This is a genomic window from Streptomyces sp. NPDC006197, assembly GCF_040613865.1.
GTDB lineage: Bacteria > Actinomycetota > Actinomycetes > Streptomycetales > Streptomycetaceae > Streptomyces.
The window spans coordinates 1-16,051 of the sequence record NZ_JBEXSZ010000175.1 but is presented as its reverse complement, the minus strand read 5'-3'; the positions used below and the strand labels follow the sequence as shown (position 1 = coordinate 16,051).

14 protein-coding genes and 2 pseudogenes are annotated in these 16,051 nt (G+C 71.2%); 9 read left to right on the top strand and 7 right to left on the bottom strand.

Features of this window, described 5'->3' with window-relative positions; genetic code table 11:
* The 3 genes and pseudogenes from ABZ318_RS34795 to ABZ318_RS34785 all read right to left on the bottom strand — a co-directional run.
* A partial coding sequence (locus tag ABZ318_RS34795; RefSeq protein WP_356906437.1) for a TIGR04222 domain-containing membrane protein occupies window positions 1-361 on the bottom strand: 361 nt, incomplete at its 3' end.
* Between the two features lie 88 nt (window positions 362-449).
* Window positions 450-866: pseudogene (locus ABZ318_RS34790) on the bottom strand (hypothetical protein); the annotation flags it as partial.
* Between the two features lie 1,008 nt (window positions 867-1,874).
* Window positions 1,875-2,171: pseudogene (locus ABZ318_RS34785) on the bottom strand (hypothetical protein); the annotation flags it as partial.
* A gap of 202 nt (window positions 2,172-2,373) precedes the next feature.
* Here ABZ318_RS34785 and gcl point away from each other — a divergent pair.
* A complete protein-coding gene (gene gcl, locus ABZ318_RS34780; RefSeq protein ID WP_356906439.1) occupies window positions 2,374-4,152 on the top strand; it encodes a glyoxylate carboligase in 1,779 nt (592 codons plus the stop codon).
* A gap of 12 nt (window positions 4,153-4,164) precedes the next feature.
* Here the strand turns inward: gcl and ABZ318_RS34775 are convergent, their stop codons facing one another.
* Window positions 4,165-5,178, bottom strand: coding sequence for a helix-turn-helix domain-containing protein (locus ABZ318_RS34775; RefSeq protein ID WP_356906436.1), 1,014 nt, complete (start codon window positions 5,176-5,178; stop codon window positions 4,165-4,167).
* Window positions 5,179-5,264: 86 nt separating this feature from the next.
* Here ABZ318_RS34775 and ABZ318_RS34770 point away from each other — a divergent pair, with 86 nt between their 5' ends.
* Window positions 5,265-6,476, top strand: coding sequence for an MFS transporter (locus ABZ318_RS34770; RefSeq protein WP_356906435.1), 1,212 nt, complete (start codon window positions 5,265-5,267; stop codon window positions 6,474-6,476).
* A 318-nt stretch (window positions 6,477-6,794) separates the two neighbouring features.
* On the opposite strand, the gene ABZ318_RS34765 is transcribed toward ABZ318_RS34770, so the two are convergent.
* From ABZ318_RS34765 to ABZ318_RS34755, 3 genes are all read right to left on the bottom strand, one after another.
* Entirely contained in the window at window positions 6,795-8,252 is a 1,458-nt protein-coding gene (locus ABZ318_RS34765) for a catalase (protein ID WP_356906434.1), read from the bottom strand.
* Between the two features lie 213 nt (window positions 8,253-8,465).
* Window positions 8,466-9,356, bottom strand: a complete 891-nt coding sequence (locus ABZ318_RS34760) for a 2-hydroxy-3-oxopropionate reductase (protein WP_356906433.1) — start codon at window positions 9,354-9,356, stop codon at window positions 8,466-8,468.
* A gap of 47 nt (window positions 9,357-9,403) precedes the next feature.
* On the bottom strand, window positions 9,404-10,237 hold the full coding sequence (locus tag ABZ318_RS34755) for a TIM barrel protein (protein ID WP_356906432.1): 834 nt from the start codon (window positions 10,235-10,237) through the stop codon (window positions 9,404-9,406).
* Between the two features lie 138 nt (window positions 10,238-10,375).
* Here ABZ318_RS34755 and ABZ318_RS34750 point away from each other — a divergent pair, with 138 nt between their 5' ends.
* From ABZ318_RS34750 to ABZ318_RS34720, 7 genes are all read left to right on the top strand, one after another.
* Entirely contained in the window at window positions 10,376-10,630 is a 255-nt protein-coding gene (locus ABZ318_RS34750) for a thiamine-binding protein (protein WP_030691434.1), read from the top strand.
* 44 nt (window positions 10,631-10,674) lie between these two features.
* Window positions 10,675-11,013, top strand: coding sequence for a helix-turn-helix domain-containing protein (locus ABZ318_RS34745; protein WP_356906438.1), 339 nt, complete (start codon window positions 10,675-10,677; stop codon window positions 11,011-11,013).
* 155 nt (window positions 11,014-11,168) lie between these two features.
* Window positions 11,169-11,720 carry a 2-oxo-4-hydroxy-4-carboxy-5-ureidoimidazoline decarboxylase gene (gene uraD / locus ABZ318_RS34740; protein WP_356906431.1) on the top strand — a complete coding sequence of 184 codons (552 nt, stop codon included), beginning with the start codon at window positions 11,169-11,171 and terminating at the stop codon, window positions 11,718-11,720.
* Window positions 11,717-12,106, top strand: a complete 390-nt coding sequence (gene uraH / locus ABZ318_RS34735) for a hydroxyisourate hydrolase (protein ID WP_017236881.1) — start codon at window positions 11,717-11,719, stop codon at window positions 12,104-12,106. The genes uraD and uraH overlap by 4 nt, the downstream gene beginning before the upstream one ends.
* A gap of 5 nt (window positions 12,107-12,111) precedes the next feature.
* Window positions 12,112-13,035 (top strand): factor-independent urate hydroxylase, encoded by a 924-nt coding sequence (pucL, locus tag ABZ318_RS34730; protein ID WP_356906430.1) that lies wholly within the window; start codon window positions 12,112-12,114, stop codon window positions 13,033-13,035.
* 70 nt (window positions 13,036-13,105) lie between these two features.
* Window positions 13,106-14,524, top strand: a complete 1,419-nt coding sequence (locus ABZ318_RS34725; RefSeq protein ID WP_356906429.1) for a nucleobase:cation symporter-2 family protein — start codon at window positions 13,106-13,108, stop codon at window positions 14,522-14,524.
* A gap of 48 nt (window positions 14,525-14,572) precedes the next feature.
* Window positions 14,573-15,961, top strand: coding sequence for an 8-oxoguanine deaminase (locus tag ABZ318_RS34720; protein ID WP_030691439.1), 1,389 nt, complete (start codon window positions 14,573-14,575; stop codon window positions 15,959-15,961).
* Window positions 15,962-16,051: the final 90 nt, after the last annotated feature.

Sequence of the window (16,051 nt, the reverse complement as noted above, 5' to 3'; positions counted from 1 at the left end):
GATCTCGCGTCGCCACGGTCAGCCGTGAGGGATTCTCCGTCTGGGACGCTGCGAGCGGAGTGCACGTCCAGCGCTTCGCGAGAGGCGACGGAGCCCCGAGCTGTACGGGGTCACGGGTCCGGCCCGGTCCGCCGTTGGCCCGAATCGTACGTTTACGGCCCGCGGCGACAGCCCCGCGCTGGTGCAGCGCCACCAGCGCCACGGTCACGGCCGCCCGCCGCCCGCCGCGCAGCAGCGCGAGGGCCTCGGGCGGCGGCACGTCGCCCGTGGCGCTCGCCCTGCTGCGGGTTCTCAGCAGGACGGCGGCGAGCAGCAGTTCGCCCCACGCCGCTCCGATGAACCACCACGTCCCCGTCGGCATGACGCCCACCCCCCGAGGGTGTTGTGCCCGGTGGAGCGTGATCGTCACGCGTGAATGGCCGATTTCGGATGCCGAGGAGTTGTGAGGCTCAGGCGCCGCCCGCCGTCAGTTCGTCCGCGGCGACGTTGACCGGCTGCGGAGTGCCGGTCAGATCGAGGACGAAGAGCGGGAGACCGACCTCGGCGGCCCGCGAGCGGGCCTCCGGGGTGTAGCCCGCGAGCGAGAAGAACACGCCCACGGCGGCCGTGCTCAGCCCGTTGAGCCAGAGGCACTCGACGGCCCGCAGCCCGGTGGGCCGGGTGCTCGGGTCGACCTGGGCGACCAGGCCGGGAGCCCGCAGGGCCACGCCGGACGCGGGGCGCTCCTCGGGCTGCACGACGTCCCTGAAGCCGAGCCAGCGCAGGTACCCGGCCGCCGCCGCGACCGCGTCCCGCGAGGTCCGGATCGTCACCGGCCGGAACGCCCCGCGCAGCGGAGCCGGACGGGGCGCCGCGGACGGCAACGGAACCCGCGCGGGATACCGCTCGGCGAACGTACGGTGCCCCACCGGGCCACCCCCGTCCGCGGCGCGTCCGGCGGGACCGATCCCGCCGGGGCCGCCCCCGCCGGGGCCGCGCCCGGTGGGGCCGCCCCCGTCCGTGCCGCGTCCGGCCGGGCCGGTTCCGTCCGGGCCATGTCCGGTGGGCCCGGTCCCGTCCGTGCCGTGTCCGGTGGGCCCGGTTCCGTCGGTGCCGCGTCCGGCCGGGCCGGTTCCCTCCGTGCCGTGTCCGGTGGGCCCAGCTCCGTCCGTGCCGCGTCCGGTTACGTCCGGGCCGCGTCCGGCCGGGCCGTTCTCGCCCGGGCCATGTCCGGCGGGGCCGGTCTCGCCTGTGCCGCGCCCTGCCGGGCCGGCGAAGCCCCGGGCCTTCGGCCCCGGCCCGAACCATGGGGATCCGGTTTCCCCGGGCGCGGAGGGAACCCCACGGAGGGGCGTCTCGCTCCCGGCCCGCCCGCCGGTGGCGCTGTCGGCGCCGCCGGACGTGTTTTCAGTGGGCTCGGCGGCCCGTCTGCCGATAGCCCCGTCGCTCTGTCCGCCGCCCGCCGTGCCGGGGCCGCCGGACATACGCCCGGCCTTTCCGTCGGCCCGTCCGCCGGCAGCCCCACCGGCGTCGTCGGCCGCGGCACGGCCCGTCCCGCCGGACGTGCCCCCGGCCGTCCCGCCGGCCACCCCGGTGCAGGAAGCTCCCGTGTCGAACCCGTTCGCACCGGGCCAGGCCCCCTCCGGGCCGCGGCCCGTACCGGCCCGGCCGAGGGCGGCCTTGCCCGTACCGGATCCGTCCCCGTGGACCCCGCCCGCGCCGGGCCTGTCCGTTCCGGACCCGTCCCTGCGAACCCCGCCCGCACCAGCCCCGCCCGCACCGGATCCGCCCCCACGGACCCCGCCCGCGCCGGGCCCGACCGTTCCGGCCACGTCGGTCGTCGGGGTGTTTGGGCCGGCGGTGGCGGGTCCGTGCGTCGTCGGGGACGGTTCCGCCGGGCGTACCGGTACCCGCAGCACCGTCCCGCAGGGGCAGCCCAGTTCCGGGTGCGGCCAGTCGTTCTCGTGGCCGCAGGCCCCGCAGCGGACGGTGACCCACTCGTCCGCCCAGTTCCGGTGCGTGATCGGCTCCGCGACCGCACCCGCCAGGACCGGTGGCGCGACGGGGCTCCCGCACGCACAGGGGAAGACGGGCGCCGCGTACGCCTGCGTCCGCAGGCATTCCGGACAGCGCACCGGTACCGACTCGCCCACAGCCCAACCCCCTGTCGTCCCGCCCCATCGTCCACCCATCCGACGACCCGGGGGAGGGTGTTCGGCCACTTCCGTGATCCCGGCGGGCGGACTTCTCTTGACGGCTCTCCGGCCCCCGACCTACATTGCTTCCGTATAGCAGAACAGCATTTCCGCATTACGGAAACAGGTGCCGGGCCTCCCGAGACGAGGCACCCGCCTGGATCCGCCCGGCCGAAGCAGGAGCACTCCCATGCCTCGTATGACCGCCGCCGCAGCGGCCGTTGAGATCCTCAAGCGCGAAGGCGTCACCCAGGCGTTCGGCGTCCCCGGCGCGGCGATCAACCCCTTCTACCGCGAGCTCAAGAACGTCGGCGGCATCGGCCACACGCTGGCCCGCCACGTCGAGGGCGCGTCCCACATGGCCGAGGGCTACACCCGTGCCAAGGCCGGCAACATCGGCGTCTGCATCGGTACGTCCGGCCCCGCCGGCACCGACATGATCACCGGCCTGTACTCGGCCATCGCGGACTCCATCCCGATCCTCTGCATCACCGGCCAGGCCCCGGTCTCGAAGCTCCACAAGGAGGACTTCCAGGCCGTCGACATCGCCACGATCGCCAAGCCGGTCACCAAGGCCGCGACGACCGTCCTGGAGGCCGCGCAGGTCCCCGGCGTCTTCCAGCAGGCCTTCCACCTGATGCGCTCCGGCCGTCCCGGCCCGGTCCTCATCGACCTCCCGATCGACGTCCAGCTGACCGAGATCGAGTTCGACCCGGAGACCTACGAGCCGCTGCCGGTCTACAAGCCGCAGGCCACCCGCGCCCAGGCCGCGAAGGCGCTGAGCTTCCTCCTGGAGTCCGAGCGCCCGCTGATCGTCGCCGGCGGCGGCATCATCAACGCCGACGCCTCCGACCTCCTCGTCGAGTTCGCCGAGCTGACCGGCATCCCGGTCATCTCCACCCTCATGGGCTGGGGCACCATCCCGGACGACCACGAGCTCGCCGCCGGCATGGTCGGCGTCCAGACCGCGCACCGCTACGGCAACGCGACCTTCCTGGAGTCGGACTTCGTCCTCGGCATCGGCAACCGCTGGGCCAACCGCCACACGGGCTACAACCTGGAGGCGTACACCAAGGGCCGGAAGTTCGTCCACGTCGACATCGAGCCCACCCAGCTCGGCAAGATCTTCGCCCCCGACTACGGCATCGCCTCCGACGCCAAGGTCGCCCTGGAGCTCTTCATCGAGATCGCCAAGGAGCTGAAGGCCGAGGGCAAGCTGCCGGACTTCTCCGCCTGGGCCGCCTCCGCCCAGGAGCGCAAGGCCACCCTCCAGCGCCGCACGCACTTCGACAACATCCCGATGAAGCCGCAGCGCGTCTACGAGGAGATGAACAAGGCCTTCGGCCCGGAGACCCGCTACGTCACCACCATCGGCCTCTCGCAGATCGCGGCCGCGCAGTTCCTGCACGTCTACAAGCCGCGCCACTGGATCAACTGCGGCCAGGCCGGTCCGCTCGGCTGGACGATCCCGGCCGCGATCGGTGCCGCCACCGCCGACCCGGAGACCCCGGTCGTCGCCCTCTCCGGCGACTACGACTTCCAGTTCATGATCGAGGAGCTGGCGGTCGCCGCCCAGCACAAGGTCCCCTACGTCCACGTCCTCGTGAACAACGCCTACCTCGGTCTGATCCGGCAGGCGCAGGGCGGCCTCGGCATCAACTTCGAGGTCAACCTCGAGTTCGAGAACATCAACACCCCGGAGATCGGCGTCTACGGCGTCGACCACGTCAAGGTCGCCGAGGGCCTGGGCGTCAAGGCGATCCGCGTCGAGGACCCGTCGAAGCTCGGCGAGGCGCTGGAGGAGGCCAAGAAGCTGGCCGTCGAGCACCAGGTCCCGGTCGTCGTCGAGGCGATCCTGGAGCGCATCACCAACATCGCCATGAGCAAGACGGTCGACATGAGCGACGTCACCGAGTTCGAGGACCTGGCCACCGAGCCGGGCCACGCGCCGACCGCGATCAAGGCCCTCCAGGTCTGATCGTCCCCCTCGTCAGAGGGACCGACCCCCGCCCCGAGGAGCACCGGGGCGGGGGTCTCCCTGTGCGGCCACCAGTACCGCACCCGCCTCCGTCCACTCGTACAGCACCGAGCGGCCCGCCCGTCCCCGCCGTACGAGTCCGGCGTCGAGCAGCACCTTCAGATGACGGCCGACCGAGCCGAGGCCCTGCCCGGTGAGCGCCACCAGCTGGCTGGTGGACAGCGGCGTCCCGAGCCGTACGAGCACCCCGGCGCGGGCCGTCCCGAGCAGCGCCCCCAAGGCCTCCGGGACCCTCGGGCCGGCCGCGTCCGCGAGGACGCCCGCGCAGGGGTAGACGATCGCGTACCGCTCCGTCTCCTCCCACGACACCCAGCCGGTGGCCGGCGTCACCGGCACGAGCAGCAGCCGTCCCCGGTCGACCGAACGCGGCGGATAGTCACGGGTGTTGACCTGGAGCCGTCCGTCGCCGAGCCAGCGCATCTTCCCCGGGCACAGCTCGTCGAGCGCCGCCGCCCAGCCGCCGCGGCTCAGCAGGGCCGTCCGCGCCAGCACGTCGGCCTCCAGGATCCGCCGCCGCCGCGCCCACTCCGGCCGTACGGTCTCCCGCCACACCCAGCCGAGCACGTCCGCGAGCCGCCGCGGCAGATCCCGTGCCGAGCGCAGCGGCTCCGGCACCGGTCCGCCGATCGCGACCGCCAACTGGTCCACCGCGTCGCCCGGTTCGGTCGCCAGGACCGCCTCGACCTCCTCCTCGAAGCTCCGCTCGCGGTCGCCCCGCGGGGTGGGAGTGAGGAAGTCCGCGTTCCAGGTGGGACCGATCGCCGCCCGTACGAGCAGCGCGTCGAGCGGTTCGGCCGCGAGCCGCTCCCGGTAGGCGGGCAGGTGCCGGTCGAGCCAGGCCCGTTCGCCCGGGTGCGTCGCCGCCGCCGCGTGCAGGGTCTTGAGCGAGGCGACCGTCTCGGCGAGCGGCGAGAGCAGGAACGAGCTTCCCGCCAGGGTGTCCGTGCCGATCCGCCACCAGCCCATACGACCGTACCTTCGCCCCGTGCCCGTCGGTTTCGCCACCGAGCGAAACAATATCGCCGTAGCCGGGTACCCCCGAAGCTCCTCGCATGCCCCGCTACCGCGTGCTCTTCCGCACCCCCGAGTTCACCCCGCTCTTCCTCACCGGCTCCGTCCACACCGCCGCCCAGACCGTCGCCGGACTCGGCCTCGCCACGCTCGTCTTCCGCGCGACCGGGTCCCCCTTCCTCTCCGCCCTGGCCCTCTTCGGCCCCTCGCTCGCGCAGCTCCTCGGCGCGACCACCCTGCTCTCCGCCGCCGACCGGCTGCCGCCGCGCACCGCGCTCTGGGGCATCGCCCTCTTCTTCGCCCTGGGCACCGCGGTCCTCGCGGTCCCCGCCCTGCCGACCTGGGCGGTCTTCGTGGTCCTGCTCGTCGAGGGGCTCGCGGCCTCGCTGGGCGGCGGGGTGCGCCACGGGCTCCTGAACGAGATCCTGCCGCGCGAGCAGTACCTCCTGGGCCGCTCCGTGACGAACATGGCCACCGGCGCCTGCCAGATCGGCGGCTTCGCCACCGGAGGGCTCCTCGTCGCCCTGCTCTCGCCCCGCGGCACGGTCCTGGCCGGCGCCGGGCTCTACCTTGCCGCCGCCCTGACCGCCCGCCTCGGTCTCGGGGCGCGTCCGCCGCGCGCCGCCGGACGGCCCTCGGTCGCCGAGACCTGGCGCACCAACGGACGGCTCTGGGCCGTGCCCGCCCGCCGTCGCGCCTACCTCGCGCTCTGGGTGCCGAACGGTCTCGTCGTCGGCTGCGAGTCCCTCTTCGTGCCGTACGCCCCCGAGCGCGCCGGGCTCCTCTTCGCCTGCGGCGCGTTCGGGATGCTGGTCGGGGACGCCGTCGTCGGCCGCTTCCTGCCGGCGCGGCTGCGCGGCCGGACCCGCTTCCCGCTCCAGGCGCTGCTCGCGGCCCCGTTCCTGCTGTTCGCCCTCGATCCGGGGCTTCCCCTCGCGCTCGTCCTCGTGACCGTGTCGGCGGTCGGGTACGGGGCGAGCCTGCTGCACCAGGAGCGGCTCATGACCCTGGTGCCGGAGGAGCTGAGCGGTCACGCCCTCGGGCTGCACACCTCGGGGATGCTGGCGCTCCAGGGGGTGAGCGCGGCGCTTGCCGGCACCCTCGCCCAGTACACGTCACCGCGTACGGGGATGGTCCTGCTCGCCCTCGCCTCGCTCGCCGTGACGTTCCTGCTGGTCCGGGCGGAGGGCCGGAAAGAAGAAGAGCGCGGAACCAGGGACCGTAAACCTGGTTCCGCGCTCTCCCGTTGGTGACCGCCCGGCGGCACGAGGCTGGCGCGACAGGACGTTCGCGTCGCCGGGCGGAGTCTTGGGGGTGTTGCGGGTGTTGCGGGATCCCCTCGGAAGGGGGGCGTTGGGACCGCGGCGGTGCCGACGGGCGCCGTGGCGGTTCCCCTTCCTTCAGGTCAAGAAGGGGGCCCGGCGTCCTGACCACCGCACTGGCTCGGAGCCGCCGCGGTCCTCACGCTTGTCCGGTTCGCCGACCACCCCTCATCCGGGTCGGCGATCCGGACCGCGTACCGCACTGACCTCCCGTCAGGTGTGGTACGCAGTCTGGGTGTTGCTGTGCGGTCAGTCCTCGCGCAGGGCCTCGACGGCCTCGCGGACGCGCTTGCCGTAGTCCGCGTCGGCGGCGGCGAAGTGCGCGAGGTTCTTCTCGATGACGTCCTCGCGGGACACCTGGGACAGACCGCCGGCGATGTTGGCGACCAGGCGCTTCTTCTCGTCCTCGGACATCAGGCGGTAGAGCTCGCCGGCCTGGAAGAAGTCGTCGTCCTTGGTGTGCTGCGGCGCCTCGTGGGTGCCGGTCCAGCCGTGGATCGCGAGCGGCGCGGAGAGCGCGGCGTCGGTCTGGGCCGGGCCCTGGTACGAGTTGGGCTCGTAGTTCTTGTCGTGGCGCGAGCCGTTGCGGGTGGCCATGAAGCCGTCGCGGCCGTAGTTCTCGGCCACGGTCGCCTTGGGGGCGTTCACCGGGAGCTGGGTGTGGTTCACACCGAGGCGGTAGCGGTGGGCGTCGGCGTAGGCGAAGAGGCGGCCCTGGAGCATCTTGTCCGGCGAGGGGCCGATGCCCGGGACGAAGTTGTTCGGGGAGAACGCGGCCTGCTCGACCTCGGCGAAGACGTTGTCCGGGTTGCGGTCGAGGACCAGGCGGCCCACGCGCTGCAGCGGGTAGTCGGCGTGCGGCCACACCTTGGTGAGGTCGAACGGGTTGAAGCGGTAGTCCGCGGCCTCGGCGGCGGGCATGATCTGGACGTACAGGGTCCAGGAGGGGTTCACACCGCGCTCGATGGCCTGGAGCAGGTCGGTCTGGTGCGAGTTGGCGTCCTTGCCGACGAGCTCGGCGGCCTGCTCGGCGGAGAGGGAGCGGATGCCCTGGTTCGTCTTGAAGTGGTACTTGACGAAGAAGGCCTCGCCCGCCTCGTTGGTCCACTGGTAGGTGTGCGAGCCGTAGCCGTTCATGTGACGGTACGAGGCCGGGATGCCGCGGTCGCCCATGAGCCAGGTGATCTGGTGGGTGGCCTCGGGGGCGTGCGCCCAGAAGTCCCAGACGTTGTCCGGCTCCTGACGGCCCGTGAAGGGGTCGCGCTTCTGCGAGTGGATGAAGTCGGGGAACTTGATCGGGTCCTTGATGAAGAACACCGGGGTGTTGTTGCCGACGAGGTCGTAGTTGCCCTCTTCGGTGTAGAACTTCAGGGCGAAACCGCGGGGGTCGCGGACCGCGTCCGCGCCGCCGAGCGAGTCGGCCACGGTGGAGAAGCGGATGAAGGTCTCGGTCCGCTTGCCGACCTCACCGAGGAAGTTCGCCTTGGTGTACGCGGTGACGTCGTCGGTCACCTCGAAGTAGCCGTACGCGCCGGAGCCGCGGGCGTGCACCACGCGCTCCGGGATCCGCTCACGGTTGAAGCGCGCGAGCTTCTCCAGCAGGTGCTGGTCCTGGAGGAGGAGAGGGCCACCGACGCCGGCGGTGGCGGAGTTCTGGTTGTCGGCGACGGGGGCGCCGGACTCGGTCGTAAGCACGCGCTTCGACATCGTGACCTTCCGTACGGGAGCTCTGCTGGCGGGTGCGAGGAGCGTAAATTCGCCTCGAACAACACGTCAACAGTTTGTTGAAAATGAAGTGTGGTGTTCCGGTCGGCGGCGACGCCTGGGCGCGACAGGACAGGTTGTCAGCGCCGCCGCCGACCGGAAATCAGGGGCCCCGGGAAGGGGCTGGGGCCTGGCCCGGAAGCCAGGCCCCAGGGATCAGACCTGCTGGCCGGAGAGGCGCTCGACGGCGCGCAGCAGGGCCGAGTGGTCCAGGCCGCCGTCACCCTGCGCGCGCAGCGAGGCGACGAGCTGGGCGACGACCGCGCCGACCGGGAGGGCCGCACCGACGTTGCGGGCGGCGTCGGTGACGATGCCCATGTCCTTGTGGTGCAGGTCGATCCGGAAGCCGGGCTTGAAGTCCCGGTTCAGGAAGTTGTCCTTCTTGCGGGTCAGCACGGTCGAGCCGGCCAGACCGCCGTTGAGGACGTCGAGGGCGGCGTTCAGGTCCACGCCCGACTTCTCCAGGAAGACCACGGCCTCGGCGCACGCCTGGATGTTGACGGCGACGATCAGCTGGTTGGCGGCCTTCACCGTCTGGCCGGAGCCGTGCGGGCCGCAGAGCACGATGGTCTTGCCGAGGGCCTCCAGGATCGGGAGGGCCTCGTCGAAGTCGGCCTGCTCGCCGCCGACCATGATCGAGAGCACGGCCTCGATGGCGCCGGCCTCGCCGCCGGAGACCGGGGCGTCGATGACGCGGATGCCCTTCTCCTTGGCGTTCTTCGCCAGGTCGACCGAGGTCTGCGGGGTGATCGAGGACATGTCCACGATCAGCGCGCCCTGCTTGGCGTTCTCCAGGATGCCCTCGGGGCCGTAGGAGATGGCCTCGACCTGCGGGGAGGCGGGCACCATCGTGATGATGACGTCGGCGTCCTTGACGGCCTCGGCGATCGAGCCGGCCGCGGTGCCGCCGGCGGCGGCCAGGCGCTCCAGCTTGTCCTGCTCCAGGGTGAAGCCGGTGACGGAGTAGCCGGCCTTGATCAGGTTCTCGGACATGGGGGAGCCCATGATGCCGAGGCCGATCCACGCGATCTTGGGAAGAGTGCTCATGGTGAGGGTGCCTCTCAAAGCAAGGTGATACGGGGAGGGAGCCTGCGTCAGCGAGCCGGACGGGCTTCGGCGGGCAGCCACTCGAAGGAAGCGGCGGCGTCGGCGGCCTTGTACTCCAGGCCGACCCAGCCGTCGTAACCGGCCTTCTTCAGCTCGTCGAGGAGCTGCTCGAGCGGCAGGTCGCCGGTGCCCGGCGCGCCGCGGCCCGGGTTGTCCGCGATCTGGACGTGGCCGGTCTTGGCCGCGTACTCCGCGATGACCTGGCTGACGTCCTCGCCGTTCATCGACAGGTGGTAGATGTCGAGGAGGAACTTGGCGTTGCCGAGGCCGGTGGCCGCGTTCACCTTGTCGACGACCTCGATCGCGGCGGGGGCGCTCACCAGCGGGTAGAGCGGCGACTCCGGCTTGTTGAGGGTCTCGACGAGGAGGATCGCGCCGATGCGGTCGGCCGCACGGGCGGCCAGCACCAGGTTCTCCAGGGCGAGGGCGTCCTGGACCTGCGGGTCCACGCCTTCGACGCGGTTGCCGTAGAGGGCGTTGAGCGCCTTGCAGCCGACCGAGGCGGCGAAGTCGGCGGCCACCTCGATGTTGGCGCGGAAGCGGTCCGACTCTTCCCCGGGCACGGAGAGGGCTCCGCGGTCCGGGCCGGGGAGCTGCCCGGCGTAGAAGTTCAGGCCCACCAGCTGGGTGCCGGCGTCCTCAAGAGCCTTCTTGAGGGCGTCGAGCTCGCTCTGCTCGGGGGTGGCGGTGTCGATCCAGGGCCACCACAGCTCGACCGCGGTGAAGCCCGCCGCGGCGGCGGCCGCGGGGCGCTCCAGGAGCGGGAGTTCCGTGAAGAGGATCGACAGGTTCACATCGAAGCGCTGGTCCGTGTATCCCATGAGGGGCGGCGCTCCTTCCGTATTGCGGAAGTAAGTTTCTGTCTGACGGAATGTTGCAAGGCGGGCGCCGCACTTGTCAAGAGGTCCCCGCAGGTCCGGGACTCCCGCGGGGCCGTGCGGGGCCTTAGCGTGGGGGCCATGGAGCGTTTGAGAGTGGAGTTCACGACCGAGCCGTTCGACCTCGACGAGGCGCCGGCGCACGCGGTCGTGGCGCGTGAGGTCATCCAGTCGGCCGAGCTGGACGCGGTCGACGTAGGTCCCTTCGGCAACACGGCGGAAGGCGACGCCGACGCGGTGCTCACCGCCGTCGACGCCCTGCTGCGCGAGTCGCTCGCGGCCGGCGCCACGCGCGTCTCGCTCCAGGTGAACGTGATCGGGGAGGGCGGGAAGTGAGCGAGCACCCCCTGGTCACGGCGGTGAAGCCCCTGGTGGACGCCATGGGCGCCGAGCTGCTCGTCCCCACGCAGGCGGAGGGCGACGACGTCGTCCTGTCCTGGGAGGGCGAGGACGTCCTCGCCGTGCGCCTGCCCCAGCTCTCGGACTCCCTGGACCACATCCTCGCGGCGCTGGAACGGCGGCACGGGATGCCGCTGGCCGAACTGGACCGCAAGGCGAAGCAGGAGGTCGTCCGGATCCTGGAGGCACGCGGTGCCTTCTCGGTGCGCCACGGGGTGGAGACGGTGGCGGGCGCGCTCGGTGTCAGCCGCTTCACGGTGTACAACTACCTGAACCGGGAGACCGCCCTGAACAGGGAAAAGGCCGCCGAGGCCGAGTAGTTGATCATGGTTGGCCGGAAGCCGTCGTCCAGATGTCGGGACGACGGCTTTTGTATGACCGAGTTTTCAACAAAGTGTTGACGTTGTGTTGCGGAGGGCGTTAGCTATCCGCAGCCCGTCCGACGCACAGCGAAAAACAGCCACGGAGGCTTCCCGTGACTTCAGGTACGACACCGGGCCTCACCCGGTTCAACACCTCCTCGGACAGCGAGGCCGTCGCCGCGCTCCACGAGGTGTGTTCCAGTTCGGCGTGGGGGAGCAAGCTGCTCGCCCAGCGCCCGTACTCCACCGCCGAAGCCCTCTTCCTCGCCAGCGACGCCGCCATGGCCGAGCTGACCGCCGAGGACCTGGCCGAGGCGATGGCGGGGCACCCGCCGATCGGTCGTCCGAAGGCAGGGGACCCGACCTCCTCCCGCGAGCAGAGCGGGATGGCCGGCGCCTCCGCGGAGCTCAAGGCCGAGATGCTCGAACTGAACCTGGCCTATCAGGAGAAGTTCGGTCATGTCTTCCTCATCTGCGCCACCGGCAGGACCGGCGAGCAGATGCGCGACGCGGTCCGGGAGCGGATCGGGAACTCGCCCGAGAAGGAGCGGGAGATCGTCCGCACCGAACTGGGCAAGATCAACCGCATCCGGCTGACCCGTCTCGTGGAGACCACCGAGAACCCCGAGACCTCCGAGACCTCCGAGGAAGAGAGCTCCGCATGAGCACCGACACCACCGCCTCGGTGTCCACGCACATCCTGGACACCAGCATCGGCCGCCCGGCCGAGGGCGTGGCCATCACGCTCGCGGCCCGCAGCGGCTCCGACGCGCAGTGGGTCACGCTCGGCGGCTCCGCCACCGACGCGGACGGGCGCTGCAAGGACCTGCCGGCGCTGCCGGAAGAAACCACCCACGTACGTCTCGACTTCGAGACCGAGACGTACTTCGCCAAGAAGCAAGCCGAGGCGCAGCAGGACGCCCCCCGCGTAAGGGACAGCGGTGCGTTCTTCCCGGAGGTGGCGATCACGTTCGCCGTCAAGCCGGGCGAGCACTACCACGTACCGCTGCTGCTCAACCCGTTCGGCTACTCCGTTTACCGAGGGAGCTAGCAGACATGCCCACGATTCTCGGCCAGAACCAGTACGGCAAAGCAGAGAACCGCGTCGTCAAGATCACGCGGGACGGCGCCACCCACCACATCAAGGACCTGAACGTCTCCGTCGCCCTCTCCGGCGACCTCGACGACGTCCACCTCACCGGCTCCAACGCCCACTGCCTCCCCACCGACACGACGAAGAACACCGTCTTCGCGTTCGCCAAGGAGTACGGCATCGAGTCCGCCGAGCAGTTCGGCATCCACCTCGCCCGCCACTTCGTGACGAGCCAGGAGCCGATCAAGAAGGCGCGCATCCGGATCGAGGAGTACGCCTGGGAGCGCATCGCCTCCTCCGACGCCAACTCCAAGTTCATCGGCGCCGACGAGGTCAACCACTCCTTCGCCCGCAAGGGCCAGGAGACCCGCGTCTCCCAGATCACCTACGACGGCGAGAAGTGGGAGGTCATCTCCGGCCTCAAGGACCTCGTCGTCATGAACTCCACCAACTCGGAGTTCTGGGGCTACATCAAGGACAAGTACACGACGCTCCAGGAGGCGTACGACCGCATCCTGGCCACCCAGGTGTCCGGTCGCTGGCGGTTCAACTGGACCGACGACGACCAGCGCATGCCCAACTGGGAGCGGTCCTACGAGCAGACCAAGAAGCACATGCTCGAGGCCTTCTCGGAGACGTACTCGTACTCCCTCCAGCAGACGCTGTACCAGATGGCCACGCGCATCATCAACCACCGCTCGGAGATCGACGAAGTCCGCTTCTCGCTCCCGAACAAGCACCACTTCCTGGTGGACCTCGAGCCCTTCGGCCTGAAGAACGACAACGAGGTCTACTACGCCGCCGACCGCATGTACGGCCTCATCGAGGCCACCGTCCTCCGCGACGGAGCCACGGCGCAGATCCCGGTCGACATGACCAACCTCTAAGCGGCATCTGAGCGACGGCCCCCGCCCGCCCGCAGTCGGGCGGGGGCCGCGCCAGACCGGAGGGAATCTCATGGCACAGCCCGCACAGGGGCCGGCAACCGCCGAAGGCCCGTGTTCCACCCCTCCGTCCACCACTGCCTCGGTCGCTGCCGAGTGCCACCCGGTGGACGAAAAGCTCCCCGCCTCGCGGCTCGTCCCCGCGGCACTCCAGCACATCGCCGCCATGTACGCCGGCGTCGTCACCCCTCCGCTCATCATCGGCCAGGCCGTCGGCCTGGACGCCGCAGGAATGACACGGCTCATCGCGGCCAGCCTGCTCATCGCCGGCTGCGCGACCATCCTGCAGACCCTCGGCCTCGGACGCTTCGCCGGCAACCGGCTCCCGTTCGTCAACGCCGCCTCGTCCGCCGGCATCGCCCCGATGCTCGCCATCGCCGAGACCAGCGCCCCCGGACACCAGCTCCCCGCCATCTACGGCGCGGTGATGGTCGCCGGAGTCTTCTGCCTCGCCGTCGGACCCTTCTTCGGCAAGCTCCTGCGCTTCTTCCCGCCGCTCGTCACCGGCGTCGTCATCACCCTGATCGGCGTCACCCTGATGCCGGTGCCCGTCAGCTGGGCCCAGGGCGGCGACAAGACCGCCGCCGACTTCGGCGCCATGAAGTACCTGGCGCTCGCCGGCTTCACCCTCGTCGTCGTCCTGCTCTTCCAGCGCTTCGGCAAGGGCTTCGTCAAGCAGATCGCCCTGCTGCTCGGCCTCCTCATCGGCACCCTCGCCGCGATCCCCTTCGGGATGGCCGACTTCAGCGCCCTGCGCGAGGCCCCCGTCGCGGCCCTGCCCGCCCCCTTCGCCTTCGGCGCCCCCGAGTTCCAGCCCGCCGCGATCCTCTCCCTGTGCATCGTGATGCTGGTCCTCATGACCGAGTCCAGTGCCGGCATGCTCGCCCTCGGCGAGATCTGCGAGCGCCGCAGCGACGGGAAGACCATCACGCGGGGCCTGCGCACCGACGGCATCGCCACCCTGCTCGGCCCCGTCTTCGGCGGCTTCCCGACCTCCGCCTTCGCGCAGAACGTCGGTGTCGTCTCGCTGACCCGGGTCCGCTCCCGGTACGTGGTCGCCGTCGCCGGCGGCGCCCTCCTCGTCCTCGGCGCCTTCCCCGTCCTCGGCGCGGTCGTCTCCATGGTCCCGATGCCCGTCCTCGGCGGCGCCGGCATCGTCCTCTTCGGCTCGATCGCGGTCAGCGGCATCCGTACCCTGTCCGAGGCCGGACTCGACGACAGCTCCAACATCATCCTGGTGGCCGTCGCGCTCGGAGCGGGCATCATCCCGCTCGCCGCGCCCACCTTCTACGCCGGCTTCCCCGCCTGGGCGCAGACGGTGCTCGGCTCCGGCATCAGCGCGGGCGCGCTCGTGGCCGTCCTGCTGAACCTGTTCTTCCACCATCTCGGCACCCGGAGCCGTCACGCGGCTCCGGCACTCAAATCCTCCTAGGGTCCTGCCGTGCCCGAACCATCCCCGAGGAATGAAGGAAGCCCCGCCATGGCAGCACCTTCGGCAGCCCAGCGCATCGTCATCGAGAACGCGGCGATCGCGACCGTCGACGCGAACGACACCGAGTACGCCTCCGGGTACCTCGTCGTCGCCGACAACAAGATCGAGTCCATCGGCGCCGGCAAGGCGCCCGAGGGCCTGGAGAACGTGGTCCGCCGGATCGACGCCACCGGTCACCTGGTGACGCCCGGTCTGGTCAACACCCACCACCACTTCTACCAGTGGATCACCCGGGGCCTGGCCACCGACCACAACCTCTTCAACTGGCTGGTCGCGCTCTACCCGACGTGGTCCCGGATCGACGAGTCGATGGTCCGCGTGGCCGCGCAGGGCTCCCTGGCGATGATGGCCCGTGGCGGTGTCACCACGGCCATGGACCACCACTACGTCTACCCGCAGGGCTCCGGCGACCTGTCCGGCGCCATCATCGGCGCGGCCTCCGACATGGGCGTCCGCTTCACCCTGGCCCGCGGCTCCATGGACCGCAGCGAGAAGGACGGCGGCCTGCCGCCGGACTTCGCCGTCGAGACCACCGAGGGCGCGCTCGCCGCGACCGAGGAGACGGTGCGGAAGTACCACGACGCCTCCTTCGACGCGATGACCCAGGTCGCCGTCGCCCCCTGTTCGCCCTTCTCCATCTCCACCGAGCTGCTCCGCGAGGGCGCCGCGCTCGGCCGCCGCCTCGGCGTGCGCATGCACACCCACGGCTCGGAGACCGTGGAGGAGGAGAAGTTCTGCCACGAGCTCTTCGGCATGGGCCCGACGGACTACTTCGAGTCGACCGGCTTCCTCGGCGAGGACGTGTGGATGGCGCACTGCGTCCACATGAACGACTCCGACATCGAGGCCTTCGCCCGCACCAAGACCGGTGTGGCGCACTGCCCGTCCTCCAACGCGCGCCTCGCCGCCGGCATCGCCCGCGTACCGGACATGCTCAAGGCGGGCGTCCCCGTCGGCCTCGGTGTCGACGGCACCGCCTCCAACGAGTCCGGCGAGCTCCACACCGAGCTGCGCAACGCGCTCCTCATCAACCGCCTCGGCGCGCACCGCGAGGCCGCGCTCAACGCCCGCCAGGCCCTGCGCCTCGGCACCTACGGCGGCGCCCAGGTCCTCGGCCGCGCCGACAACATCGGCTCGCTGGAGGCCGGCAAGCTCGCCGACTTCGTCCTCTGGAAGATCGACGGCCTCGGCCACTCCTCGATCGCCGACCCGGTCACCGCCATCGTCTTCGGCGCGGCGGCCCCGGTCACCGCCTCCTTCGTCAACGGCAAGCAGATCGTCGAGAACAACCGACTCCTGTTCGCCGACGAGGAGCAGATCGCGCGTGACGCGCGCGCGGAGGCGCAGCGCCTGGCCCGGATCACGGCCCAGAGCTGACCCTCCCCATGGAGTCCGACCGAGGGGGACGGCCCTCGGCCGGTCGCCGCGGACCCGAGCGGGCCCGAGGAGAGGGAGGAGCCGGCCGGT